The organism is Solibacillus sp. FSL K6-1781, assembly GCF_038630735.1.
GTDB lineage: Bacteria > Bacillota > Bacilli > Bacillales_A > Planococcaceae > Solibacillus > Solibacillus silvestris.
In genome coordinates this window covers 1,312,789-1,336,999 of sequence record NZ_CP152038.1, presented here as the reverse complement: position 1 = coordinate 1,336,999, position 24,211 = coordinate 1,312,789, and the positions used below count along the sequence as shown (strand labels likewise).

Here is a 24,211-nt window from a genome sequence, read left to right as displayed (position 1 = left end):
CCAATTTCCCTATAAAACAAATGGTTAATCATTTATTCTTTATCAATTGGAGAATGAATATGATTCTCATATGTATCAATATACATATTTCCATTACCGGATAATACTGCGTATAATACATTACTTCGAACCAAGTTACGTTGCTTTAATTCAGAATGTAACCATTGTTCGGTTAAGTTATTCTGATCTAAATTCTGTTTCATTACTTCTCCATCCATGATTAGTTCAATTGGTAAATTAAATTCAGGTGTTATCGGTATCATTAAATCTTGTTTATTTACATTTCTAAATTGAGGCTTTTTTAATACTGTTAATGTCCCATTTGTCTCTATAATTGCAAATAATACCTCGACGATATTAAAGACATCCTTTTCTCTTAATTGTTGATTTAAATAATCTAACGTATAGCGCATCTTATTCATATTCTTCTCAAGTATTTTTCCGTTTTCAATAACTATTGTAGGATCACCAGCTAAGAACTTTCTGCCTTTTTTACTTTTTAGAGAAATGAGAGCAATCATAAATATTATAAAGACATAAATGACAAATGCTAAGATAGTATGAGAAACCTTTAAAGATGTATTAAAGGCTAAGTTCGCCGATATAGCTCCTAAAGAAATTGTTGCAACAAAATCAAACATGGTCATTTGGGAAATCGTTTGTTTACCTAGTATTCGTGTCCCTACTAGTAACAGTCCGAAAGAAGTAAACGACCTCAAAATTATCTCAAAATGTTCAAGCATTTTATACCTCATTTAACTTTTTTATATAGGTTTTACCATTCCCTTTTTTTCTAAACCTTTATTTTAAGTAAAGGTTCTTATTTGCTCGGTTAAGATGTTTTTTATCAAATGTTCTATATTTTCACTAGTTACGTTACCTAGTTCGTTTCATTTTCATACCATATTCTAATAATGTAAGGCTAGCCTTACAAATTCAGATAAGAAAAGGGTGTTACAAATGGGTTGTAATTGTAGCAAATGTACAAGTGAATTAAGTTCTAACAATAATAAGAATCGTTGTAAAGGTTGTATCTGTGACCTATTAAGAGAATTAAGAAAAGGGACAGAAGTTGACGTTTTCTTATCAGGCGGTCAAATATTAGAAGATGTCGTTTTTAAAAGATTTGACAATAATAATTGCTGTGCAATATTTATTGATCCAATCACTGAACGCGGTTCAACACTTATCGTAGACTGTCAAAAAATTGATGCGATACGAATTGAAGCAGACTAAGTAAACAAGAGGCCACTTTCTAAGAAAGTGGCTTTTCTTCTGAATTCGATTTTCTCAACATTCTGTTTCAACTACTAAAGCTATTGAACCACGAAAAGGCATATGGCTGACAATCCAATCCGTAATCCAATCCGTCATACTCCAATTACTACCCGGATAAAGTAAAAACCTCGGAATTTCCATAATCCTCCCCCACCAACTCTTGCCAATTTATCGTCAAAGTCGTATTTACCATGCTAACTTGCCGTTAAATTCCCGGTGAAATAAGATAAATTGTAAATCCTTACTACCTGTAGATACGACAAAATTAATAGCAGTTCCAATTTCATCTGCAAAATTTAAACTGCAATATTTTTTTAATGAAAATATACAAAAAAAGAGGAATCCTAATGTAAGGATCCCTCTTTTATGATTACATCATTAAAATTAAAGTTTTACGATGTTTGTAGCTTGTGGTCCACGTTGACCGTCTTCTACTGAAAACTCAACTTTTTGACCTTCTTCAAGAGTTTTGAAACCGTCGCCTTGAATAGCTGAGAAGTGAGCGAATACGTCAGAACCGCCTTCAACTTCGATGAAACCGAAACCTTTTTCTGAGTTAAACCATTTTACTGTACCTTGTGTCATTTAAATGACCTCCAATTAATTAAATTTAATAAGATCGCAATTCTTCCAAAAGAAAAAAATTCACATATTACAAAAAGTACCAACTAAACCACGAATACTTTTTGTAATAGGTGAATTTAATGTCTTGTAACTATCTCATTGACTTTAGTATATAGCAAAATATTGCATTTGTCTACTATTAAAAACAACTTTATCTGCTTCTGCCTTTCTTACAATAGATGACCTGCATTTCCATTAATAATTTGCAATTACTAACTAATAATCATTTACTTACTTTTTGTAAGCATTTTATTTGCAATTATATTTTCGTGTTGGTTAATATAGGAGATGTATTACATAGAACTAGGAGGATTTTTTTCATGGTATTACAAGCAAAAGAATTTCGAACTGCGGAGCACGACATTTCTGAAGTATTTTTAAATCGTTGGTCACCGCGCGCCTATGCAGACACACCTGTTGCAGAAGATGTATTAAACCGTTTATTTGAAGCAGCTCGTTGGGCTCCTTCAGCAGGCAATAACCAACCTTGGCGTTTTATCGTAGCGAAAACAGAAGAGGATTTAGCAAAGTTCCACCCTGTTTTAATGGAAGGTAACTTAGTATGGGCAAAACGTGCACCCGTTTTAGTATTAGTCGTTTCAGACAATACAAAAGGTTCACATGAGTTTGATTCAGGTACAGCATGGGGCTTCCTTTCACTTCAGGCAGCTAAAGAAGGATTAATCACTCATCCAATGAGCGGTATTTATAAAGATGTGGCGAAAGAAGCGTTTAACATTCCGGATACATTTGATGTGCATTTAGCAATTGCTATTGGTTACAAAGGCGATAAAGAAATGCTCTCTCCTGAATTACAGGCACGTGAGACACCATCAGGCCGACGCCCATTAAATGAAATTGTATTTGAAGGTTCGTTTAAATAAGTAATAAAATGTATTGAAGTAACCGCATGAAGGAAGTACTCTTTCGTGCGGTTTTCTGTTGTCTACATTTTGAATGAATCGGATTTAAATTTTCAAAAGCGGCTTTTTGAGCATTTCCAGCAGCATTTCATATTCTTTATCCCCGATCGTATCTCTTACCATCTTTTCTATTTCCAGCTCCATTTTTTTGCTTTCATTAAAAATAATGATTCCCTTTTCGGTCAAATGAGCCATCTTTTGAACTTTCGATCCTTTTATTAATTCGGTCGTAATTAATTCCTTTTCTTGTAAGGAAGTCACAAATTTATGAACCCCTTGCTTTGAAATGTCCAATTGTTTTACTAATTCAGGTACTGTTACATAGCCCTCATATATGTTTTTCAGTACAAACCATTCCGAACTCGTTATATGAAGGTCATTATTTTCATTCCACATCATTTCAGCCATTTGGCGCAAATGTTTATGTTGGCGATACAATAATTCTATAAAGTCAATCATGGCTTTTTTCCTTCTTTCTATCAGCATCATTCTTAAATATTCTCAAGCATCATACTAAAGGAAAAATATTAATTCAAGTTCACGATACTAATAGAACTTTTAAGTCAACTTAGTTGACTTAAACGCAAAATTACTTTAAAATTAAATTTATAACTTTTTCCGGAGGCGTATATATGTATAAAATTGGTGACTTAACGTTTTATAAATCCCATGGTATTTGCCAGATTGAGGGCATTGTAGAACAAAACTTCACAGGAGAACCTATGCTTTACTATGTTATGCAATCAAAAATTAGACCGGGAGTAACACTATATCATCCAGTTGAAAGTAAAAACTCACAACTTGAAAAAATATTGAGCTATGATGAAGCAGTTCAAATTATGGATTGTTTCTCAAATGAACCAAGCGAATGGAATGACCGCAGTACAAACCGTCAAAGAAATCACGCAGAAATCTTAAGTGCGAACAATCATCTTGAAGCTGCCCAGTTAATGAATACTCTCCTAAGAAAAGATTTGGAATTACAAAAAGACGAGAAAAAAATAACATCCCAAGACTCACAAATTTTACAACAACTCTCAACAATTATATTAGATGTCCTCGAAATCGCGCTTAAAAAGCCAAAAGATACGATTGAAAAGGAAATTTACAAAAGAGTTCAAGGACCTACTAACTGATTTTCAAAATCAGCTTTGCTTCATTAACGAGTTGAAGTAAATTTCGTTTACTTCAACAATATTCGTTACTGATTGACTTACCTCTTTATACATAAAATCATATTCAAATAAGGCGTTTGCTATTGTATTCAGTAGCAAGCGTTTTATTTTTTGTTTTCATTTATAAAATAAATGGACCTTCGTCTGATTTGTTCCCTTCTCTATTTTTTCTAAGGCAGATATGTGTATTATTTTTTTTATTTATAAATGAATTAAAAAACCCTTACTGCTCATACTACCGTTGTATGAAATAAACCTAATTTTGAAGGGAAGTGTAATGATGGGAATTTTAACAGGAAACCCGAAAGACGAACCGTTACATTATGGAGAAGTATTTAACGTTTGGACGAGTTTGGCTGCTGGATACAGTATGATTGCCGCATATCAGACATTTTATAACCATGCCGGTGACAACGACTTAAAAAAAATAATCGAAGACTTTATCCAATTCGCAAGAGATGAAGTTAAGCAATTAGAAAAAATTCTTAAATTAAATGGAGTTGGACTCCCTCCTGCACCACCGGAACGTCCTGAAGCACGTATTGAAAATATTCCGCCAGGAGCAAGATTCAATGATCCTGAAATAAGTGCCGCATTATCTGTAGATGTTGCTGCAGGTTTAGTAAGCTGCAGCCAGGCTATGGGTATGACAATGCGAGAAGATATCGGAATGATGTATGGTCAATTCCATACAGCAAAGGCACAGCTTGGGGCAAAGTTATTACGCTTAAACAAAGCAAAAGGCTGGCTAATCCCACCACCATTGCATCTGCACCATCCGTTACATTAATGAAAGAAAGTAATTAGTGCACAATATATTTAACTCGAATAGATATTTTTTTACTAAATATTATATTGCACTGTGATACAGATCCCCATTCACCATACAATCATTAACGCCATTTCTTATTAAAGAAATGGCGTTTTGCTTTTAAGTAGCAGGCTCTTAATAACCAAAAGTTATATCAGAATAAAAAATAAGTATTTTTAATGATATAGAAATGCGTGTATATTTTACTTGTGCAAAAGATTAATTTTGCAGCACAAATAATCGAATTTAAATTACGATTTTTCAAATTCAGGACTTTTACTCAGTCTACTACTGGATTTTACAGCCTCCAACTATAAAATTCAGACCATCAAATTTCTTGGAAGAAATTTGGACGAATTATAGTTTATTAAGTTCTGCTCAACGAATGACTACTAAACTATTACAATACATTGTTCGACAAAACAATCAACTCCCCCCTAATATTTAAATGTCCCCGTCTATGTTCAATAGGCGGGGAATTCGTCTTTTATCGTGTTATTTATGTGTATTCTCGAAATAATCATAGCAATGCTGGATAAATGCTTTAGAAATGGCTGTAGTATACGTATATTTATGTTTTAATAATCCAATCGTTCGAGTAAATTCCCCATTTTCAATGCGAACATGCTTGATTTTATCATCATACATATTCATCGACGTTTCAGGTGTAAAGGCAGCTCCACGACCATTTTTTACAAGCTGTAATATTGTCGTTGCTTCTTCTACTTCCACTTGGTATTCAGGTGTATAACCGTTCTCCTGGCAAAAATTATCCGTCAGTTGACGGAAACGGTATTCAGCAGTCAGACCAATGAATGGTAAAGAACGCAATTCGGAAAGATGAACCGACTCCAATTTAGCTTCCGGGTATGTCGAAGGTACCGTTAAAAATATTTCTTCGTTGAACAATGGAAGCCACTCTACATTCGGATGGTTCAACTTCTCCGTTGTGATGCACAAATCAAACTTTCCATATTCAATAAATTGTTCAAGATTATCCTTCGATAAAGGTACTTGCTTGTATTTTATGGTTGGATAGAAATTCAAAAACTCATTCAATATATTCGTGAATGTATAAGGTAACGTTGTAACAATGGACAGTTCCCCATTCCCCTGCTCACGAAATTCACGTAGACCTCTCTCCAGATCCAGTATTTCAGCAAAAATCCGCTCCGCTCGTTTAAATAAAAATTCACCATTTGAATTTAGTGTAATACGTTTGCCGTTTCTGTAAAAAAGATCCATCTCCAATTCTTCTTCCAGCTGGGCAATTGCCTTACTTAATGCCGGTTGTGAAATCAAAAGTTCTTTTGCAGCATGCGACATATTTTGTACTTTCGCTGTTTCATAAAAATAGCGCAGTTTTACTAAATCCATTCAAATCACCTCTACTTAATAACTTTAAGTTATATCAAAATAAGAAATAAGTATTTTTAATTATATATGTCCTAAGTTTAAGATATAAATTGCGCACAAGCAATTATTAAAAAATTGATTTAAGGAGAGATCTACTATGCGTTTACAAAATAAAGTTGCCATTATTACAGGAGCAGCCTCCGGAATGGGTCAAGGCGAAGCAATTCGTTTTGCAAAAGAAGGTGCAAAAGTCGTTGTTGCAGACTTAAACTTTGAAGGTGCACAAGCAGTTGCAGAAGAAATTAAAGCAGCTGGTGGCGAAGCAATCGCTGTATCAGTAAATGTCATGAAAACAGAGGATATTTTAAACTGTATCAAAGTGACGGAAGAAACTTTCGGTCCAGTTGATGTGCTAGTTAACAATGCCGGTGTATTCGACAAATATCAAAAATCGCTTGAAACTACATTAGATCAATGGAAATTTTTAATTGATATTAATTTAACAAGCATGTTCGAATTCTGTAACGCTGTATTACCAAGCATGATCGAGCGTCAAACTGGCGCAATCGTAAACATTTGTTCTGTTGCCGGTTTAGTTGCAGGTAAAGGTGGAGCAGCATACACAGCTTCTAAACACGGTGCAATCGGTTATACAAAACATTTATCTAGCGAATACGCTCGCTACGGGATCAAAATCAACGCAATTTGCCCGGGTACAATTGAAACACCTTTAGTAAAAGACGTTTTAGCTGGTCTTTCTAAAGAAGCTGTACCGACACGTACATTCGGTCAAGTTGAAGAAGTAGCAGACTTAGCTGTATTTTTAGCATCTGATGAAGCGAAATTCATGAGCGGTACTGCGGTAACAATTGATGGCGGTTTCACAATTCAATAAATTATTTTGCATAAATTATGAGGAGAAGCAATTCACTTGCTTCTCTGCTACATCAAAGGAGATAACATGGAAAAACAAGGGAAAATGCACTATGCCTGGTGGATCATGATCGCAAGTGCTGCAATTTATGCGGCAAGTGTCGGTATTATCGTAAGCTGTGCTGGTCTATTATATCGCGCTGTAGCACAAGATTTCGGTGTTGGTGTATCTGATATTAGTTTGTATACTTCAATTATGTATTTAACAGTAACAATTTTCTTACCGTTTGCAGGGAAGTTTTTAAATAAATTCGATGTTCGTTATATTTTAACAATAGCTGGTATTATAAATGCACTCGCATTCGGATTAATGGGCTTCTATACATCTGCCTGGAATTTCTACATCTCAGGTGTTGCACTTGGTATCGGTAGTACATTCCTGATTTATGGTACGATTCCATTACTAATCAACAATTGGTTTAAAGCAAAAGCCGGTACAGCATTAGGTTTTGCGATGGCCTTCATGGGTATTGGTGGTGCGATTTTCGCTCAAATCACTGGTGCGTTAATCGAATCAATCGGCTGGCGTCCAACATACATGATTTTAGGTGTATGTATCGCCCTATTAATTTTGCCATTTACATTATTCGTTATTCGTTCAAAACCAGAAGATATGAATAAACAGCCTTATGGAGCTGAAGAAACAACAAATAAAGTTGCTGTACAAGCACAACCTGAAACTGGGGTAATGAAAAACGTTGCCATTAAAACAATTCCATTCTATTTAATTTTAGGATTTACAGGTTTATTTGGTTTAGCATCTACAGTTGGCTTCCACGTACCAAACTTTATCCAATCAGTTGGTTTCTCTGCTGCAATGGCCGCTACAGGTGTTACATGTGTAACGATCGGTCAAACAGGCGGGAAGTTTCTGATCGGTGCGGTTAACGATAAATTTGGCGTTAAATTAGCATTGTTAACAGGTATCGGCAGTGGTATTTTAGGTACGATTGCTTTACTGTTCTCTGATTCATTCGGCATCGGTATGATGTATTTAGGTGCATTATTATTCGGTATCGGTTTCTCAGGGTCTACCCTTTTACCTCCAATGGTTATTCGTGAAGTATTTGGCGGTAGAGACTATGCATCCATTTATACTACAATCATGTCTGCTTCTACATTAGGTGTTGCAGTCGGTACTACTTTATTCAGTTACATTTTCGATACAACTGGATCTTACTATATCGTATTTATTACGGTAATTACGCTATTCGTAGTTGTTATTTCTTCAAGTATCTTCTCATTGAACTGGAAGAAAAAATTAAATGTTTAAAATGTAAAATTTCAACTCTTTTATAACTTACAAGCATACCATTCAAACTTTTTTGTTCGTTATAAAAACAGCCTTCGTCAAAATGATTGACGAAGGCTTTTTATTATACAACTTCATGATAGTAAAGGGCATATAAATCATTCAATGTCACTTTACCAAATGCAAAGTCCATTACATTGTTATCCACTAAAAATTCAGTCAAATCGCTTAAGAGCATTGGTTCTAAACTAGGAAGATGAAGAAGTGTCATATCCGTAACGAGTGTTTGCTGCTCAATTAACGGATACTTTTCTTTCAGCAGCGCTTTTACGGATTCCTCCATATTTTTCACCCGTACTGTTTTAATTTTCGCCTGACTGAACCCTTCAATAATTTCATTCGTATCGACCAATTTGCCTCCATTGAACAGGAAAATCCGGTCGGCGTACTTTTCCAGATTATCGAGCAAGTGCGAAGCGATAATGATCATTTTCCCCTCGGCCTTTTTCTTCATTAAAATCTTAGAAATGATTTCAATATTATTCGGGTCGAGCCCGTTCATTACTTCGTCCATCATCATAATGTCTGTATTTGCTACAATTTGCATTGCAAAACAAAGACGCTGACGCATACCAAGTGAATAAGTACCCGTTTTTTTATTTACATAATGGCCCATATTCAGCGCTTCAATTGTTTCGTCGATCATTTTCGGATCGGACTTCCACATCGTTGCGAACATTTTTAAATGGGCACGACCGCTTAAATGGTTATATAAATCACTTTGATCCGGCATCATCGACACAAACTCGTGAATTTTCACCTCGTTTGATTTACTCGAATAGCTAAGATTACCGTTAAACGATACTTTCCCGCTTGTTGGCGGCAAATAGTTCATTATGACATTCATCAAAGTGGATTTTCCGGTTCCGTTTGGTGCAACTAGCCCGATCATCTCGCCCTGTTCAAACTTGATTGAAATATCGTTGAGTACTTTCTTTTCAGCAAATTGAACGGTAATATTTTCAATAGCAATCATTCGTTGTCCCCCCCTTTATTTTACAAGCTTAAAACGTTTATTAAATGAAATGAGCAGCGTAATGACCAATAGGACAACTGCGCATATTGACAATAACAGCAGGCCGTATTGATAATCTACATTCTCACTTCCTAAATAATAGTTCTGATAACTAGACACAACTTTTCCGACATGGATATACGTTGTAGGAACTTTTTCCACTCCCCAAAAATACCCGATACCGCGGCTTAGATAAAACTTTTCGCCAAAAATGACTAATAGTCCGGCCGCCAAGTTCACCATTTCTTGGCGGAACAGTAAACTGCTTAAAATCACAACATTGATAATGACAATGAACCATACAATCAGTAATGATAAAGACCGACCCAAAAACATGCCTAATGTCATCATATTAGCTAAACTCTCATTCCCCCATTGCAAGAAATTAAAAGCATACTCGGGTGATGGCAGTTTAAGATTGCCGAAACCTGATTGAGCCCCGATTATCATAAAACCAATAAGTAAAGGAACAAATAATGTGATACTGCCGATAAAAGCAACACATATTTTTACGAGCAGCTTCTTCCAGTCGGCAATCGGAAAACCTTTTAACAGCGACGGGTGACGACGATCCTTCGTCACAATATCGATCGCCAGTAATAAGGTACAAATAATTAATATTAAAGGAAGCGGGCCTTTCAGAAGTCGCTCAAACGTCTGCAATGCCGTACGTTGTTCAAAAACACCAATCGACAACGCGTAATTCGCCTCATTAAAAGCACCGTACCGGTAATGTTGATCCATCGCATTTAAGGCACCTTCAACATTTGCAAATTCCCTGTCTGCCACATAATATCGGTCATTATAGAAAAGGTGTTCATTATAAAAAGTCAAATAGTTCATTTGAACATACCAGGCGCTTGTTACTTCCGCATACTTTTTCAGATCATTTGCATCAAGGGCATCCATTCTTGCCTTATCCAGCGGGTTGATATCAGCAAAATCATAATATGCTCTAACTGATGTCGGATGCACTTCCCATAAGTCCCTCTTACTTAAATCATCAATAAATTCCTGTCGCGTTAAATAGCGGGCTTCAATCTCCTCCCGATCGACCTTTTCAATCGGATCATAGGCAGGTGCGATTTTAAATGCATAAAATATTGCAGCAAATGCCAAAAGAAAATAGATCGCCAAGTTTTTCTTATTCGTAAAAAACTGTTTCAGCTCAAATTTAAAATATCCGTACATTTCTTTCCCCCCTAGGCCCTTTTAATTTTTCCTGTAGAGAAGAATGTTTTAATGACGAATAACATGATTAAAATACAAATACTCATAATCAGTAATCCGATATTCATCGTTATATCCACAGGTCGCACTAAATCCAACGGCATTCCATTTAAAATTTCATTGAAGTTCATAAAATGGAACGGATTGTACGGGAACATACTAATAATTGAAGAGAAAATAATAGGTAAAAAGAATAGAATAAAATGAACAAACAATGTTAAATACATATTTTTCAGCAGAACATTTAAAATAATTGATAAGAGCATTACAAATATCGAGATGACGATCATGTAGACAATACATAGTACAATATAGTACACACTTGAAATTAATGCCGGCTCACCTAAATAAACGGCTACTTTTTCGGAACTATCTCCCAAACCATTAAATAACAATGGCGACGCACTGATAAAGATGAGTACAATAAATGCAACAACATATAAAAAGGCAATGATACATTTGGATATCATATATTGGTCAAAACGAACAGGATAGCCTTTAATAATACTTGAATGCTCAAAATCATCCAGCAAAATCGAGCTCGTATAGAAGCCCATGAATATGTACCAGCCAACACCTACTAAACTAAAGAAATACAATAAAAATGGTATGTAATGAGATAAATCACTAATCGTATTTTTGCCCGATTCGTACATCGTTTTAAAATATAAATAGTTTAATGAATTTTGGAACTTGGAAGGCAGTAAATCCTCCACTTTTTCATACTCTTCCATATCAAAAGCTTGTTGACGCAGTTCTGCAATACGGTAGGACGCCTCATAATACATCGGATAATTTTCTACAGTTAATGAGGCAATTTGTAAAGCGACGGCACTTTTTTGCTGTGTCAGATTTTTAAATAATTCACTGCCATCCCCGTCCCTTGAGGCATCCTGCACTTGGAACTTGGATAATACAGCACGCGAACTGTAGTAGTCGCCCCTTTTTTCATTGAGCTGATCCCCTACTGACTGTGCTTTAATAAAAAACATACAGCCGAACACAATGACGATCACTGCTAGTAACGCGACAATATTTTTTCGGTTGGAGCGTTCGATTAATAACCCTACTTTTAACGCCTGCAACATAGATAATCTCCCTCCCCTTCTATATATCGACATTGAAAACGTTTACAAACCTAAAGTACAAAAACAGGTACTTTATTAGAATAATCTATCAATTAATAATTTTCAAACTAAAAGGTAAATTTTCAATAAAAAGGAAGAAAATCCTTCTAAATTCACTACTCTCCTTTAACTATTTCGTTTCATAACTGAAGTCAATATGAGATAAAATTATTTTTATATAATACACCTGTTTTTTACAAAATTGTGAACTTTTTGTTTCTAACATGATTCGACACTGTATTATTTTGTAATAAGTTACGATGAATAAGCGCTGTTTTATTTAACTCAAAAATAGTAAAACATCGTAATACTTCAGAAAGGAATATAAATTTAGCAATGAGATTTTTATTTTTCAAAAAAATATTTAGACTAAGATTGAGAATAAGAATTGAATCTAAAAGAAAAGACATGTACAAAAAAGCAAATGATCTAGGATTCACACACCCTGAAGTAGTACATTGCAGTCAAGAGTTAGACGAATTACTTAATAAGTATTCGGATACTGCTGCATAACAATAGAGAGAATACATAAATAATGTCGCTCAGGTTCTGTACGTAGACCTGCCGTATTTATGTTTTGTTATTAAAAAAGCGTTGGAGCATAAGCCCCAACGCTTTCTTTTTATTATATTTTTGTATATACACAATTAAATACCGTCCGTGTTCATCAATACAATACGCCAGCCATCCGGATCCGCAATCGTCACACCTTTTTCTGCCCAATATGGATTTTCCGGTGGAACTTCATCGTATCCCATATTAGCGAGTCGAGACTGTACAGTTTGAATTTGTTTGACATTAGGCATATAAAAAACGAGCAAATTATCTTCCGTTGGCGCAGGACATGGACTTCCATCAACATGCTCAGTAAATTCCAAATGATATGATGCATCCGGTAAGCCAATCATGATGCCGGTATATCCACGATGCCATTTAAAGCCACCAAGCTTCTTAAGACCAAGACCTTCACAGTAAAAACGTTCGATTTGAACTAATTGATCAGTTGGCCGTGCGATACGAAATTGTGCTACATGTAATGTTTCTGTCCACTGTTTCATTTACATCCCCTCCTTCTTCCATTTTAGATAGAAAAGGAGAAAAATACTCTACAACATAAGGATGAAATCAAGATCCTACATAACGTATATCTGTTAATATGAAAAACGCGTTGGAGCATGCAGCCCAAACGCTTTCTTCTTAGTACATCTTCATATATTGGTCACGTTCCCACTGTGTAACGGTTGTACGGATTCTGTTCCTATATAATAGTTAGAAATTTAGTTCACTAGGAATACTGATAAATCAATGTTTTGAAGAGTTCGGTCATTATAAAACACTGTAGAAAATTAATAGTTTGTGGGCAATTTGTGGGCAAATTTTATACAAGGAAATATGCATAAGGGTGACGGTCATACACACTTTTTTTGAATACCTAGGAACAATAATAGCCTTTGTATTTTAAGCATAATAAAAAGCATTCCCCCAAGAATGCTTTTTAAGTCAGAGTATATTGTCGTATTTTAAAAACTTTATATTTTTCTTAAAAAATTGCTGATAACTGTTGCAATTAATTTTCTTTAATGAACCTGATTTTTATGATGAAGCTCAGTAAGATCTTTTATATAATATAATGAATAATCATCGTTAATATCCACTTCAAAAAAATAATGATTTTTAGTTTCTATATCTTTAACTTCTACTTCAAACAAACCCATTCCTCTCATGTAATAGATTTCTTCAGATTTTAAATTTTCTCTAGCAATGGCATAGTTAGTTTCAATATAGTTTTTCGCATAGTTGTATGCGATAGCGTTCCGAGATTTAGAATTAAAATAATTGTAATTAACAAAAATAACTACTATACAAAATAATAGATTAAAGATAATTATTTTTTTTTTCATTTTTCTCTCCTTCCGCCATATTAAATATCAAGATTATATATAATTAATAATTACAATTTTTTAAACTATAAAAAATCAATTTTAGTGTATTTACCTACCAATTTAACAATAAAGAAATTTTACAATCATACAATTAGTTATTAATTGAAAAACTTACCATTGTTATAATTCCAGAATGAGTGTTATAGTTTATATCACGTACATAACTATCAGCACCTAATGTTTGAACTCTTAACAGTGCACCTGAGGAAGCAGAATAGATATATCCAAGTCCAGGTGTCCAGTGATAATCATAATCATATTTTGCATTAGGTTCCCATTTAGAAAACCATTTATCAAACTTTACTGCAACCGGTTTATTATCATCTATTTGAGTCTTATATGAGAAAAAATTATTAAAACTACTTGATGATGCTGAATATCCTCTTGCAATAGCTTCATTTTCTAGACCTGAACGCACACCATTTACACTCATACCATAGAAAGTGCCACCACGATTAGCATACATGCTATTAATAAATGCCCCTTTAGTTGAATAACCACTTTTCCAAACTTGTAATTTTGATTTACTTTTTGAATCATGCCAGTACTGTAAAATTACTGCCATAGTAGTTGGGCCACATGCAGAACTTTGGTAACCTGATTTAACATCTGGATCTTTTTGAGAAAATATAGGAGATGATAATGATTTCGAACCATATCCATCACCCGTAGAAGCTGTAGTATTCATCAATTGAATGTCTAAATCTTGTTTAATTTCATTTGTCGAGAGGTCTTCATCTTCCGATTTAATATACTCTATAATTTGATTTGTATCATCAGCACTAACTATACTAAAACCACCAAAATAGTAGTAATTTTCTTCCCCTAATTCAAATACATCTCCATTACCTTCTCCACCTAAAAGAACTTCTGAATTTTCTTGTGAATTGGAAATAATAGCGAAATATTCTTGACCACTTAAACTTTCTACAACATAATATTTTGCAATTTTTATTCCATTAATATCAAAAACGTCTCTTTCCGACTTAGCCTTGAAGTCTGAGGGCTCTAAAAAATATCCATTTTTCATATAATCATTTAATACAATATTAGATTCAGACAAAACTTGTTCTTTTTCTTCAGCATCTACAATAGTTACTGTTAACATTGAAAATAATATTATAACAAAAAATGTTCCCATATATCTCTTCAAATTATTTAACATTTTGAAACCCCCACCTTATAGTTTTTTTAAAACCTTAATTAAAATATTTTAGCCATACTCACTATTTTCCTAGTACCTCCCTTTTATTTATATTACAATTAACTGACAAATAAATTTAAAATATGCCTAAAAGAATAAAACAGCCTAATTTTGTCAATATAAAAAGCCCGCTACCACTAATGCTCCTGTAGCTAAAGGCGTGTTCATATAAAGATCGCGCGAACGTTGTCTTAACGTGTCTAAATTCTCGTCAATGTCTTCTTTAGTAGAACCGCCACGGAATAACCAGCCACGCATAGATTTCTTTTGTTTACTCGCACCGCTATTGGAATATCCAGTGTTCAATATATCTAACTGTTTTCTTGCAGCTTGTCGCCTCACTGCTCTTGCAGGAGAAACAACGGCAATTGCCCGGTCAACCATATTCACTCTTGCCTACCTCCTTTCTATAAATCTCTTGGAACAATACGTATTGTTCGTCGCCGACTCCGACCATTAGCAGCTGCTTCTGCTTTTACTAATTCCCTTTGCCAAAACTTTATTTGCTCACGAACTTGAGCCAAATTTGCACGTTCCAAACGACGATTATCAATCATATAACTTTGCCCACTAGCAATAGCTGCTTCTGCATCTAGCCAAATTTGAAGCCGTTCATTACATTGCATAATCGAAAAAGCCAATAGCTTACACTCCTTTCGATAAAACGCCTTTACGACGCTTTTTCTTGCGTTTAACCGTTTGATTAAAGACATTACCTGTGAGCTGATTTTCCGCTAAATATCTCATATCAGGATTTAAAATACGAAAGGCTGCTAAAGCATAGTTTCGTAAATCGAGTGGCTCGTTTCGTATATTTGAAGAGCGTTTCACCCAATCAATCTTTGGCGCACTACCTACAAATCGGGTAACATTTCGTTCAGCAGTTAAACCAACAAAATAAGCCTCGTCATAGCCCTTCTCCTTTTCAACAGGGAAGTAACAATAACCAGGCTTATCTTCAAATTCATTTTTGAGGCGAGAGTAAATAATGTCTTTCCCTTCATTTACACCAATCGTAAATAAATGAACAGACTGTCTGCCTACCTTGTTCGGCTTATTAATATAAGCAATACCCGCGCCGCCTTTCCCTTTAATAGCAAAAATACGACGATGTTCACGTGCCTTACAAAAATCGTAAACCTCATTCGTATAGTGACCACCTGAATCGATGCAAACAGCAGATATATTCAATGTCACACCATCATTACGAATAAAATCATTCATTAAAAATGCATCTACCTGATTCCATACTGCATCTTGACCAGGATCACCATAGAAAATTTTATAGTTAATACCATAAGAAACATCATTAATTGCCCATCCAACAACTTCAACCTCTAAGCGGTCATCTTGAACATCGACACCAGCTGTTAATACTAATGCTTCTTTTGGAACGTCACAGTTATAACGAATACGGCGAGAAATTAATTTCTCATGGTCTTGGTCATTTGTTTTGTCCTCCCACGATTCACCTAAAGTAGTATTCACCCAGGTTTTTAAATTCTCTGTACCTTTACGCTTAGCAGACTTAAATTCCTCGATGATTCTTGACCACTTTTCCCAAGGTGAGGCTAAAGCGTTTAAATGAAAGCCGCGCTTCGTTGCTTCGGGATTTCTAGCAATCCATTGTCCTGGACGTGATTTCCACTCGACTTCTGCATGCTGTTCTTTACAATGAACACATTCCATAGCAACTGCATCAAACCGTATTTGTGGCCAACTATAAGGCTGTAATTTACCACAACTTGGACATGAGACACTCCACTGCTCTTTCGTACTCTCCTCAAATTCCATTTCAATACGAGATGCCCCCTTAATTGTAGGTGTAGAAACCGTAATCCATTTGTAGTTCCAAAAGGTCTTCGTACGCTTCTGTGCTAGAGATAACGGGTCTCCTTCAGTCCCTGCAGAAGATGGGAACCTATCAACTTCATCCGCTAATACAATCCTTACTGGACGTGATGCTAAACTCGCTGGAGAATTGGCACCAACTAATGTTAAATGACCGCCGGCAAATTTCTTTTGTAGTAACGTATTATTGCCATCCTTTGCTTTCGGACTATTTACCTTTTTAGTTAATGTCGGTGTATCACGTATCATTGGTGCAATTCGGTCTTTCGAATATGCTTCAGCCATTTCCAACGTTGGCTGCATTAAAAGCATTGGAGAAGGATCATAATCAATGTAGTAACCAATGATGTTATTTATAAGCTCTGATTTACCAACCTGAGCAGAAGACATAACAACAATTTCATCTGTATCAGGGTCACTGATTGAGTCCATAATTTCTCGTTGATATGGTGCACGATCTGTATTCCATTTCCCTGGCTCTGCTGATGATTCTTTTGAAAGCACACGATGAGAATCTGCCCATTGGGAAACGGTTAATTTTGGTGGAGGAGCAACAACACCAGCCGCTTTACGAAACAGGTTCAACGTCTGTTTCTGTACCATCGTCCTCACCTACCATATCTAAATCTTCAACGTCATCCTCTTCAAAGAATAAGGATGGCTCGTAATCAGCTAGTTCAGCTAATGCTTCATATATATCACGTTCAAGAAGTGCTTCAATTTCTTTTGGATCATCTTTACTAGCTAAAAGCAAAGCCGTTTTTGAAGGGAGCGAAAGCATCTTAGAACGAAACGAGGTAAGCATATGTTTTAGAACTTTCTCTACCTCATCTGCTTTGTGCATTTCTTTCTTTAAATGTGATAACTCAATTTCTGCTTTTTCACGCTTGGCTTTTTCATGCAGCCATTTTTCGTATTCAAGAGACTCCTGAACCTTCGACTCATCTAATCCATCGTTCGACATTTTTAAAAATGTGATGTATCTGCTTACAGTGTCAATTAGATCGTAACGACCATGATTTACACGAGCAATAATTCCTTCTTCAACTAAATAGCGAACATTTCGCTCCGTCATATTGAACATTTTGGCAAGTGCTTTTGTGTTTACTATGGTTTTTTCATCTAATTTTGTTTTTCCAGTACTCGACATTTGCACACCTCATTTCTCAAATATAACTTTGATTTTGCTAGCCGGGTGGAAGGAACGTTATTTTCCGGCATATATCTAGATCGTTTCTGGGGTTCGCGAGACCCGCAGGCTTTTCAAATTTCGCCAGAAGGACCCACTTTTATTTTTATAGAATAATAATTGCAATAAAAAAGACGACGCAGCATGAGCCACATCGCCTGTCGTTATGTTGTTTGAATTACATTGCATATTACAATAATAGCATGTTCATTTTGAAAAAGTGTGCCAACATTCTGCCAAAAGTCTGCCAAGGTTATTTTTCTTCTAATAATGCTAATAAGTATTCTGTTTCTGCAACAATGACTCGATTCTTATTAATCACTTTGTTAAAACTATGAAAAATATAAATGAAAAGATAAATAATGATTATGTATTTAATATATTTGTTACCTATTATTTCATTGAAATATAAAATTACTGTACTTAAGAATAAAGTAAAGATACTAGTAAAGCCTGTAAACCCGCTTTCCATCGTGTTAACTCTATACAAATATTTCAATTTGGCTATTATCATCTTTTTTTCATAAGAATCTTTTACCTCAAAACATTTCAATGCTATCTCTAAGTCCTCTTTGCTTTGTTTAGGTGAATATTGTCTATATAAACTATCTAAAAAATTTCTCTCAATTTTAGGTTTCTTACTTACCAAAATATCCCTCCTCAATGATTATTTTACACTATATTGGTTAAAGTGACATTAACATATCTTATATTCTGTTAACCTCTACATCGCTATACAAATACAGATATACCAACTCTTTAAGTTTCTTTTTACTTTTGAGCTTTACAAGTTCACATTAAGTAAATGTTATTCGCGCACTAAAGTGTGAAAGCATTTTGAAATACAGCACATTTCCTAAAAACAACAAAATAAAAGCACCCCGTATTTTCACGAGATGCTAAACACAATTTCATATTCACTTGTTAATTTCTCCTTATGTAGGATTGTAAAAAAATTTGATTACTTTTGAAATCATTGTTGCACTAAAGACCCGTTACTTTTAGTACTTTATTTCAGAATCTACAATTTCAGAAATAACATCCTTATTCTAAATTTCCAAATTACTCACCTTTTTAGGGTTATAAACTTGTAACCACTTTTCAGACTCACTTACCATCCAATTTCCCATTTCATCTAAAAAATCAATTATTTCATTAGCATTTCCAACTGGAATAATAGCATAATGAAGTGCTTGTTTCATTTCAGATTCCTTCTCTGGGTAATATTTAGAAAATATCTTATACGCAGGGAATAAGTCTCTTGTATATTGATTTTCTTCCTCTATCACAAGTGCAAGTCCTGCCCTAACTATAATTTTCATAATCCAGCCACAACAATCTAAAATATCTTCAATATCCTTGTTACCATCAAGATCTTCTTTTGCTTGCTCAACTTGATTCTTTAAATTAACAAGGTGTTCATTACCAAGAGTTTTATCCGCTTTATAATTAGGTAATTTAACCTTTAAATCTTCCCCCAATAAGCACACACTATGGGTCCTTATCATAAACGGAATGATTGAAAAAGTAGTAGTTTCTAAGATATCTTCAATGTAATAGAAACTGAACTCTACTCCATTTACACAGTTGAACTTTTTGTTCAATTCTTGTTCAGCCGTGTCTACCCATTTCAAGTCTATATCATTAGTATTTTTATTCGTAATGGCTATTGTATCTAAGTCTGAAACGCTATTTATCCCCAAACCACGAGGAACTGAACCTCTGATATATACGCTATGTAAGTCGGCTCCTAAATGGGTTTGATAATTTTCTATCACTTCTTCAATCAACTTATAAAAATCAGATTTAATCTTCTTTACACTTGAATCATTTATTATATATCCGTTATCATCCATAGGACAATAATGTCCAATATTTTTAATGTGTGTCAACGTATCTCCCCTTTTTATTTTTCCACTAACCTGTTGCATTAGTTTTAGTACATTTTTTCACAATTTCTATAATAATACTAACAGAATTACCCAATTAAAAACATCTCTCCTCTAAGTGACCTTGAGGAGAGATGTTTTTAATCAAACTTTGATATTATTAATCCTTTTTATGAAATTACACTATATTATATCCTCAAATTATTAAGCGCTTCATACGCTTCTTGTATAGCATCTTGGTTTACCCCAATATACTTGAGCGTGATATACGGTGCACTGTGGTTAAAGATATCTTGCAGCAATGCTACATCTTTGTCATTCTGGTACACCAGATACCCGAACGTCTTACGTAACGTATGCGTACCAATTTCTTTTAGGTCACAATGCTGTGCTGCCTCTCGTAAAATATCATAGGCTCGAACACGAGTGATGGGCCTGTTCTTTCCTTGTCTGCTTTTAAAAAGATAATGTTGGCTTCATATTTTCGCAGTAGCTAGAAATTAATTTACGCAGCCTTGCTATTAATGGAACTCTTTTGCGTACCGTATACTTTTTGCTTCTTTGTTTGGCTTTCTTTGTTTTTTGCTCGACAATATAAAAGTGATCCTTTCCATACACATCCTGTACCTTCACTGTCAGGATATCACTGATGCGTAATCCGGTGTATATCCCAAAACAATACAGCAGTTCATCACGTTTATTCTTACTTGCCAAAAATGTACGTACCTCAGATATTTTATCTAAATCACGTATTGGTTGAACGAAATTCATGAAGACTTCACCTCTTCTTCATAAACTTCTACACGTAATGCTAATGCGAGTTTATAAAGAGCCTGTGCTTTTATTCGATAAAATGTACGTTCGCTAATACATAATTCATTGGATATTTCATAATTGAACTTTGGCACTTCATCTAAAAATGCCATGATAATCAATTGACGTTCTTTTTTTGTTAGCTTATAAAATCCATGGTTAAAACGAGCAAAAAATTTTTCTGCTTGCCTATAATGCTCCACATTTTTAATTGCAGCATTTTCGACTTTTGAATTTACACTTCCACCAAATGAAGTCATTTCCAAAGTATATCTTGGAGTAATCGTTGGCAATAACTCTTCTGGTGTCGTCAATTGATATGTGCGGTATTGCCTTAGTACTTTCTCTATTGCCTTTTGCGTTGCTTTTCCGTCAATATTTTTTAACATTTCCATACATATTCCACTCCTTATCTTCTGCGAATGGCACTGCCAACTCGTTTGTATGTGTCCCGTCTTATACCCATCAATTCTTCAAGTTCCCACTTGCTTAACCGCTCTTTATTTTTTGGCTGCTTCACTGATGGAGTTGTATTCTTTAGCTTTGTAATGCCCTGTCTTTTAAATTCCGATTGAATCGTTCTCAAATCTAATCACCCCTTTATTCTGAAATGGAATAGCTATGTTAATTTGAATTTCGTACAATAAAAAAAGAGGACAACAAAAGATGCAGCTGTACACTGCGATCAGTTGTTGTCCTCCAGATGGCTGGTAGAACTAATTCAATTTATTAATTTTATATATTGCTTTTTTAATTGTATTATAATTATTCTTAGTACTTTTTAATAATTCTATATATCTTTCTAAATCATTTGATAACCTCTCATAATGTTCTTCATCTTTTCTTTTATATTCATTTAAAATATCACTGTACTCATTTACATTTGAATCAATATTATTTATTAACAAAGAATTTATTTCATTTTCAAATTCCCTTAATTTAAAATGATTGTCTCTAAACATTGAAAGATCATCTACAATTTCATGGATTTGTTCCCTTGTCCTGTACATAACAAAGATATCTTTAGATGGTATTTTGCTTAATTCCATTTCACTTAAAAGTTGTTGAATTATCTCAATACCTTTTATACGAGATTCTAAATTTTCAATAGCAACCTCTTTAGGCTCTTTAATCATATGTTCTAAATAAACTCTGACCCTTCTACTACTTTCTAAGATCATATTTTTAACTTGTGTAGAGTATCTTTTATCATTTTGATAACGAATTATAATCTGTACAATTAAAGTTCCAAAACTTCCTAGAAGTGCCGCAAGAAAAACATTACTTTTTAAAAATTCCATAATACTCAAAACTCTTCACCCTCGTCCCACCTAATTCGTTTCACCTGTCCTTGATGTGTAACTATTTTAGTTTCGGCAAATGCAGGGAGCTCGGCGACTTTGGCTTTACCTTGTGATAAAATAATCACACAACTGTCAGGTAACTCCATTATATCAACCAAAAGTCTCCCTTCAACATTTATTTCTAATTCTTGCATTCTCATTCAGACACCCCTCTGATATAATATTATTGTACAGATCAAAGGGCTGGTCTAAATCCAAGCTACGGGTGCTACCGTAGCTTTTTTTATCTTTATTATATTTAACTAGTTACAAATAACGAACGTACGTGCTATAATAATCAAGTATAGTTTTGCTGACTTGAGCTGTGGCTTGAGTCTTTTTTTATGGCTATTTACTCAACAAAATTCTCAAAATGTTCAGTAACTTAAAATAATATCTATTAGCTACACCAAAAATTTGTTCATGTTCTTTTGCCTATTTTCTCCCCTTTTAATGAAACAATCACACACATTTCTTCTTCAGATAATTGTTCGTTTACCTACTAATTCTTTATCAAAAGTTCGATATCAGCACTAGTTACTTACCTAGTTCTTTTCATTTTCAAATCATATTATATTAATGTAATGCTAGCCTTACAAAACCAGACAAGAAAAGGGGTGTTACTAGTGAGTTGTAATTGTAGTAAATGCAGACGTGAATCCAGTTCTGGGAATAATAAGAACCGGTGTAATGGTTGTATCTGTGACCAATTAAGAGATTTAAGAAGAGGTACAGAAGTTGACGTTTTCTTATCAGGAGGTCAAATATTAGAAGATGTCGTTTTTAAAAGATTTGACCATAACAATTGCTGTGCATTCTTTAATGATCCAGAAACAGAACCTGGTTCAACACTTATCGTAGACTGCCAAAAAATTGATGCTATACGAATTGAAGCAGACTAAGTAATCAGCTGGCCACTTTCTTAAAGAAAGTGGCCTTTCTTCTAATTTCGATTTACTCCACAATTTTGTTCAACTACTTAATACACCGATCCACCAAATAAACAAGCCAATTGATAAAATTACTTAGTTTTTCATTGCACACCACGAATACTTTTTTGTAACTCGGTTTATTGCTCTTCTACTAATTTTGTTAAATTACTACGCGTTAACTGATATTTCTTCCAAATCCCCTTTGCCATGAAATTGCTCCTTTCATTTTGCGATTTTTGCTTGATAGCCTGTCTTGCCAATCTCATTAAAATTTGAATCAAATGTATACGGATGATCGGCTACTGGCACGTTCACAAGTTCCTGAAGTAAATTTCCAATGTTTCGCATTTCCTGCAAAATCTCATCAGCTTTTATAGTACATCCAATCGTTTGAGCAGTAATTGACGTTGTTGCTGCACCAGTTTCTTCATGCTGTCACCTGCCTTACAATTAGATCGCTTACATGGCGATAGCAGCTGATTAACGTTTTAAAAGACGTGTGCTCATATTCGTTTTCAATCTCATAAAATTTATGACGGCGTATTTATATGCCATCGATTTCAATGGCATCGCCCGTGTGGAGATTCGCTATTTTTTTATAAACCGGATCTGCTTCAATGCCAAGTTCTTCAAAAAGATTCATATTCAGCATTTCCATTCCACCTTTCGGTACCTCATAGAGTTAACTCCTTAAATGAAAAATATTTACATTTAACTCTAAAAAAATTAAGCTTCTCGCTCGAACATTTTCAATAACACTTCATCTGTACAACTATCCAAAAATTCTAAAGAATAATTTCTACGCATCATCAGAACAGTAATAATTTCTTCACGTTGAGATTTAGACAACTTGATTCATTCCTTTCTGCTGCTGATCTAAACGGTACAATTTATGGTCATTTGCTTTGGCATGTCCTAGGTAGGCCGGAAACTGTAGCAACTCTTTTCGATAGTCGATTAACATCATTTGCTTATCGATATCGACCAAATACATGTATTTATATAGCAATCTCTCACCATCAACAATGCTCGTAGCTTTTTGGTAGAATAAACGACTATGATGTGTACTTGCTTCCAAGGCATTGCGTGCAAAGTAGAATGCAAATAAATCTACTTTTGCTTTCACAACATAAAGTTTAATTTGTCCCATACCTAATATATTTTGTTGAACAAGATGACTGATGTTGTCACGATCAAATGGTAAATCCAATAACTTTTGTGAATCATCCGTTACCACAATCCCCTGTGTTGTCAAACTTCAGT

General features: G+C 34.5%; 32 protein-coding genes and 1 pseudogene. 8 read left to right on the top strand and 25 right to left on the bottom strand.

Going from position 1 to position 24,211, the window contains the following annotated elements; genetic code table 11:
- Window positions 1-32: 32 nt before the first annotated feature.
- On the bottom strand, window positions 33-743 hold the full coding sequence (locus tag MHH37_RS06455) for a DUF421 domain-containing protein (protein WP_342575473.1): 711 nt from the start codon (window positions 741-743) through the stop codon (window positions 33-35).
- Window positions 744-960: 217 nt separating this feature from the next.
- Here MHH37_RS06455 and MHH37_RS06450 point away from each other — a divergent pair, with 217 nt between their 5' ends.
- On the top strand, window positions 961-1,236 hold the full coding sequence (locus tag MHH37_RS06450; RefSeq protein ID WP_014824327.1) for a hypothetical protein: 276 nt from the start codon (window positions 961-963) through the stop codon (window positions 1,234-1,236).
- A gap of 54 nt (window positions 1,237-1,290) precedes the next feature.
- On the opposite strand, the gene MHH37_RS06445 is transcribed toward MHH37_RS06450, so the two are convergent.
- Together MHH37_RS06445 and MHH37_RS06440 are read right to left on the bottom strand one after the other, a co-directional pair.
- The gene (locus MHH37_RS06445) at window positions 1,291-1,419 is read right to left on the bottom strand and encodes a hypothetical protein (RefSeq protein ID WP_342575472.1); all 129 of its coding nucleotides are present in this window, start codon (window positions 1,417-1,419) and stop codon (window positions 1,291-1,293) included.
- Window positions 1,420-1,662: 243 nt separating this feature from the next.
- Window positions 1,663-1,863 carry a cold-shock protein gene (locus MHH37_RS06440; RefSeq protein WP_008404960.1) on the bottom strand — a complete coding sequence of 67 codons (201 nt, stop codon included), beginning with the start codon at window positions 1,861-1,863 and terminating at the stop codon, window positions 1,663-1,665.
- 359 nt (window positions 1,864-2,222) lie between these two features.
- Here MHH37_RS06440 and MHH37_RS06435 point away from each other — a divergent pair, with 359 nt between their 5' ends.
- Window positions 2,223-2,786, top strand: a complete 564-nt coding sequence (locus MHH37_RS06435) for a nitroreductase family protein (RefSeq protein WP_008404962.1) — start codon at window positions 2,223-2,225, stop codon at window positions 2,784-2,786.
- A gap of 84 nt (window positions 2,787-2,870) precedes the next feature.
- On the opposite strand, the gene MHH37_RS06430 is transcribed toward MHH37_RS06435, so the two are convergent.
- Window positions 2,871-3,284, bottom strand: coding sequence for a MarR family winged helix-turn-helix transcriptional regulator (locus MHH37_RS06430; RefSeq protein WP_008404964.1), 414 nt, complete (start codon window positions 3,282-3,284; stop codon window positions 2,871-2,873).
- 173 nt (window positions 3,285-3,457) lie between these two features.
- Between MHH37_RS06430 and MHH37_RS06425 the strand changes: the two genes are divergently transcribed.
- Window positions 3,458-3,961, top strand: a complete 504-nt coding sequence (locus tag MHH37_RS06425; protein WP_087618227.1) for a CarD family transcriptional regulator — start codon at window positions 3,458-3,460, stop codon at window positions 3,959-3,961.
- A gap of 319 nt (window positions 3,962-4,280) precedes the next feature.
- Window positions 4,281-4,790 (top strand): DUF3231 family protein, encoded by a 510-nt coding sequence (locus tag MHH37_RS06420; protein ID WP_342576221.1) that lies wholly within the window; start codon window positions 4,281-4,283, stop codon window positions 4,788-4,790.
- A gap of 516 nt (window positions 4,791-5,306) precedes the next feature.
- Here MHH37_RS06420 and MHH37_RS06415 read toward each other — a convergent pair.
- Window positions 5,307-6,188 (bottom strand): LysR family transcriptional regulator, encoded by an 882-nt coding sequence (locus MHH37_RS06415; protein ID WP_342575471.1) that lies wholly within the window; start codon window positions 6,186-6,188, stop codon window positions 5,307-5,309.
- Between the two features lie 136 nt (window positions 6,189-6,324).
- Between MHH37_RS06415 and MHH37_RS06410 the strand changes: the two genes are divergently transcribed.
- Together MHH37_RS06410 and MHH37_RS06405 are read left to right on the top strand one after the other, a co-directional pair.
- On the top strand, window positions 6,325-7,062 hold the full coding sequence (locus MHH37_RS06410; protein ID WP_008404970.1) for an SDR family NAD(P)-dependent oxidoreductase: 738 nt from the start codon (window positions 6,325-6,327) through the stop codon (window positions 7,060-7,062).
- Window positions 7,063-7,128: 66 nt separating this feature from the next.
- A complete protein-coding gene (locus MHH37_RS06405) occupies window positions 7,129-8,373 on the top strand; it encodes an MFS transporter (RefSeq protein ID WP_342575470.1) in 1,245 nt (414 codons plus the stop codon).
- A gap of 103 nt (window positions 8,374-8,476) precedes the next feature.
- Here MHH37_RS06405 and MHH37_RS06400 read toward each other — a convergent pair whose 3' ends face one another.
- Genes MHH37_RS06400 through MHH37_RS06390 form a run of 3 tightly spaced genes read right to left on the bottom strand, consistent with a single transcriptional unit; the run spans window position 8,477 to window position 11,745 of the window.
- Complete coding sequence (locus tag MHH37_RS06400; protein ID WP_342575469.1) at window positions 8,477-9,388, bottom strand: ABC transporter ATP-binding protein; 912 nt, start codon at window positions 9,386-9,388, stop codon at window positions 8,477-8,479.
- 15 nt (window positions 9,389-9,403) lie between these two features.
- Window positions 9,404-10,618 (bottom strand): ABC transporter permease, encoded by a 1,215-nt coding sequence (locus MHH37_RS06395; RefSeq protein ID WP_342575468.1) that lies wholly within the window; start codon window positions 10,616-10,618, stop codon window positions 9,404-9,406.
- A gap of 11 nt (window positions 10,619-10,629) precedes the next feature.
- On the bottom strand, window positions 10,630-11,745 hold the full coding sequence (locus MHH37_RS06390) for an ABC transporter (protein ID WP_342575467.1): 1,116 nt from the start codon (window positions 11,743-11,745) through the stop codon (window positions 10,630-10,632).
- Between the two features lie 375 nt (window positions 11,746-12,120).
- On the opposite strand from MHH37_RS06390, the gene MHH37_RS06385 reads away from it, so the two are divergent.
- Window positions 12,121-12,297 (top strand): aspartyl-phosphate phosphatase Spo0E family protein, encoded by a 177-nt coding sequence (locus MHH37_RS06385; protein ID WP_014824333.1) that lies wholly within the window; start codon window positions 12,121-12,123, stop codon window positions 12,295-12,297.
- A 134-nt stretch (window positions 12,298-12,431) separates the two neighbouring features.
- Here MHH37_RS06385 and MHH37_RS06380 read toward each other — a convergent pair whose 3' ends face one another.
- The 14 genes and pseudogenes from MHH37_RS06380 to MHH37_RS06315 all read right to left on the bottom strand — a co-directional run bounded on the left by MHH37_RS06380 (window position 12,432) and on the right by MHH37_RS06315 (window position 22,177).
- Window positions 12,432-12,842 carry a VOC family protein gene (locus MHH37_RS06380; protein ID WP_342575466.1) on the bottom strand — a complete coding sequence of 137 codons (411 nt, stop codon included), beginning with the start codon at window positions 12,840-12,842 and terminating at the stop codon, window positions 12,432-12,434.
- A 519-nt stretch (window positions 12,843-13,361) separates the two neighbouring features.
- Window positions 13,362-13,685, bottom strand: a complete 324-nt coding sequence (locus MHH37_RS06375; protein WP_342575465.1) for a histidine kinase — start codon at window positions 13,683-13,685, stop codon at window positions 13,362-13,364.
- Window positions 13,686-13,818: 133 nt separating this feature from the next.
- Window positions 13,819-14,892: a C39 family peptidase gene (locus tag MHH37_RS06370; RefSeq protein ID WP_342575464.1), complete on the bottom strand. Its 1,074-nt coding sequence runs from the start codon at window positions 14,890-14,892 to the stop codon at window positions 13,819-13,821.
- 153 nt (window positions 14,893-15,045) lie between these two features.
- Window positions 15,046-15,321, bottom strand: coding sequence for a hypothetical protein (locus MHH37_RS06365; RefSeq protein WP_342575463.1), 276 nt, complete (start codon window positions 15,319-15,321; stop codon window positions 15,046-15,048).
- A 17-nt stretch (window positions 15,322-15,338) separates the two neighbouring features.
- Complete coding sequence (locus tag MHH37_RS06360; protein ID WP_342575462.1) at window positions 15,339-15,572, bottom strand: DUF6148 family protein; 234 nt, start codon at window positions 15,570-15,572, stop codon at window positions 15,339-15,341.
- A gap of 4 nt (window positions 15,573-15,576) precedes the next feature.
- On the bottom strand, window positions 15,577-17,385 hold the full coding sequence (locus tag MHH37_RS06355) for a phage terminase large subunit family protein (protein ID WP_342575461.1): 1,809 nt from the start codon (window positions 17,383-17,385) through the stop codon (window positions 15,577-15,579).
- Window positions 17,351-17,932 (bottom strand): hypothetical protein, encoded by a 582-nt coding sequence (locus tag MHH37_RS06350; RefSeq protein ID WP_342575460.1) that lies wholly within the window; start codon window positions 17,930-17,932, stop codon window positions 17,351-17,353. Before MHH37_RS06350 ends, MHH37_RS06355 begins: the two co-directional genes overlap by 35 nt.
- 292 nt (window positions 17,933-18,224) lie before the next feature.
- Window positions 18,225-18,620 (bottom strand): hypothetical protein, encoded by a 396-nt coding sequence (locus tag MHH37_RS06345; protein WP_342575459.1) that lies wholly within the window; start codon window positions 18,618-18,620, stop codon window positions 18,225-18,227.
- Window positions 18,621-19,020: 400 nt separating this feature from the next.
- Window positions 19,021-19,863 (bottom strand): nucleotidyltransferase, encoded by an 843-nt coding sequence (locus MHH37_RS06340; RefSeq protein WP_342575458.1) that lies wholly within the window; start codon window positions 19,861-19,863, stop codon window positions 19,021-19,023.
- 185 nt (window positions 19,864-20,048) lie between these two features.
- Window positions 20,049-20,631: pseudogene (locus MHH37_RS06335) on the bottom strand (tyrosine-type recombinase/integrase).
- Window positions 20,628-21,068: an ArpU family phage packaging/lysis transcriptional regulator gene (locus MHH37_RS06330; protein ID WP_342575457.1), complete on the bottom strand. Its 441-nt coding sequence runs from the start codon at window positions 21,066-21,068 to the stop codon at window positions 20,628-20,630. Before MHH37_RS06330 ends, MHH37_RS06335 begins: the two are co-directional and overlap by 4 nt.
- Window positions 21,069-21,082: 14 nt before the next feature.
- Entirely contained in the window at window positions 21,083-21,259 is a 177-nt protein-coding gene (locus MHH37_RS06325) for a hypothetical protein (RefSeq protein WP_342575454.1), read from the bottom strand.
- A 130-nt stretch (window positions 21,260-21,389) separates the two neighbouring features.
- Window positions 21,390-21,983 carry a hypothetical protein gene (locus MHH37_RS06320; RefSeq protein ID WP_342575453.1) on the bottom strand — a complete coding sequence of 198 codons (594 nt, stop codon included), beginning with the start codon at window positions 21,981-21,983 and terminating at the stop codon, window positions 21,390-21,392.
- Window positions 21,980-22,177, bottom strand: coding sequence for an XtrA/YqaO family protein (locus MHH37_RS06315; RefSeq protein ID WP_342575452.1), 198 nt, complete (start codon window positions 22,175-22,177; stop codon window positions 21,980-21,982). Before MHH37_RS06315 ends, MHH37_RS06320 begins: the two co-directional genes overlap by 4 nt.
- Before the next feature lie 465 nt (window positions 22,178-22,642).
- On the opposite strand from MHH37_RS06315, the gene MHH37_RS06310 reads away from it, so the two are divergent.
- The gene (locus tag MHH37_RS06310; protein WP_342575451.1) at window positions 22,643-22,918 is read left to right on the top strand and encodes a hydrolase; all 276 of its coding nucleotides are present in this window, start codon (window positions 22,643-22,645) and stop codon (window positions 22,916-22,918) included.
- A gap of 252 nt (window positions 22,919-23,170) precedes the next feature.
- Here the strand turns inward: MHH37_RS06310 and MHH37_RS06305 are convergent, their stop codons facing one another.
- The 3 genes from MHH37_RS06305 to MHH37_RS06295 all read right to left on the bottom strand — a co-directional run bounded on the left by MHH37_RS06305 (window position 23,171) and on the right by MHH37_RS06295 (window position 24,185).
- A complete protein-coding gene (locus tag MHH37_RS06305) occupies window positions 23,171-23,296 on the bottom strand; it encodes a hypothetical protein (protein ID WP_342575449.1) in 126 nt (41 codons plus the stop codon).
- Window positions 23,297-23,674: 378 nt separating this feature from the next.
- Entirely contained in the window at window positions 23,675-23,797 is a 123-nt protein-coding gene (locus MHH37_RS06300; RefSeq protein WP_342575448.1) for a hypothetical protein, read from the bottom strand.
- Entirely contained in the window at window positions 23,790-24,185 is a 396-nt protein-coding gene (locus MHH37_RS06295) for a hypothetical protein (RefSeq protein ID WP_342575447.1), read from the bottom strand. Before MHH37_RS06295 ends, MHH37_RS06300 begins: the two co-directional genes overlap by 8 nt.
- Window positions 24,186-24,211: the final 26 nt, after the last annotated feature.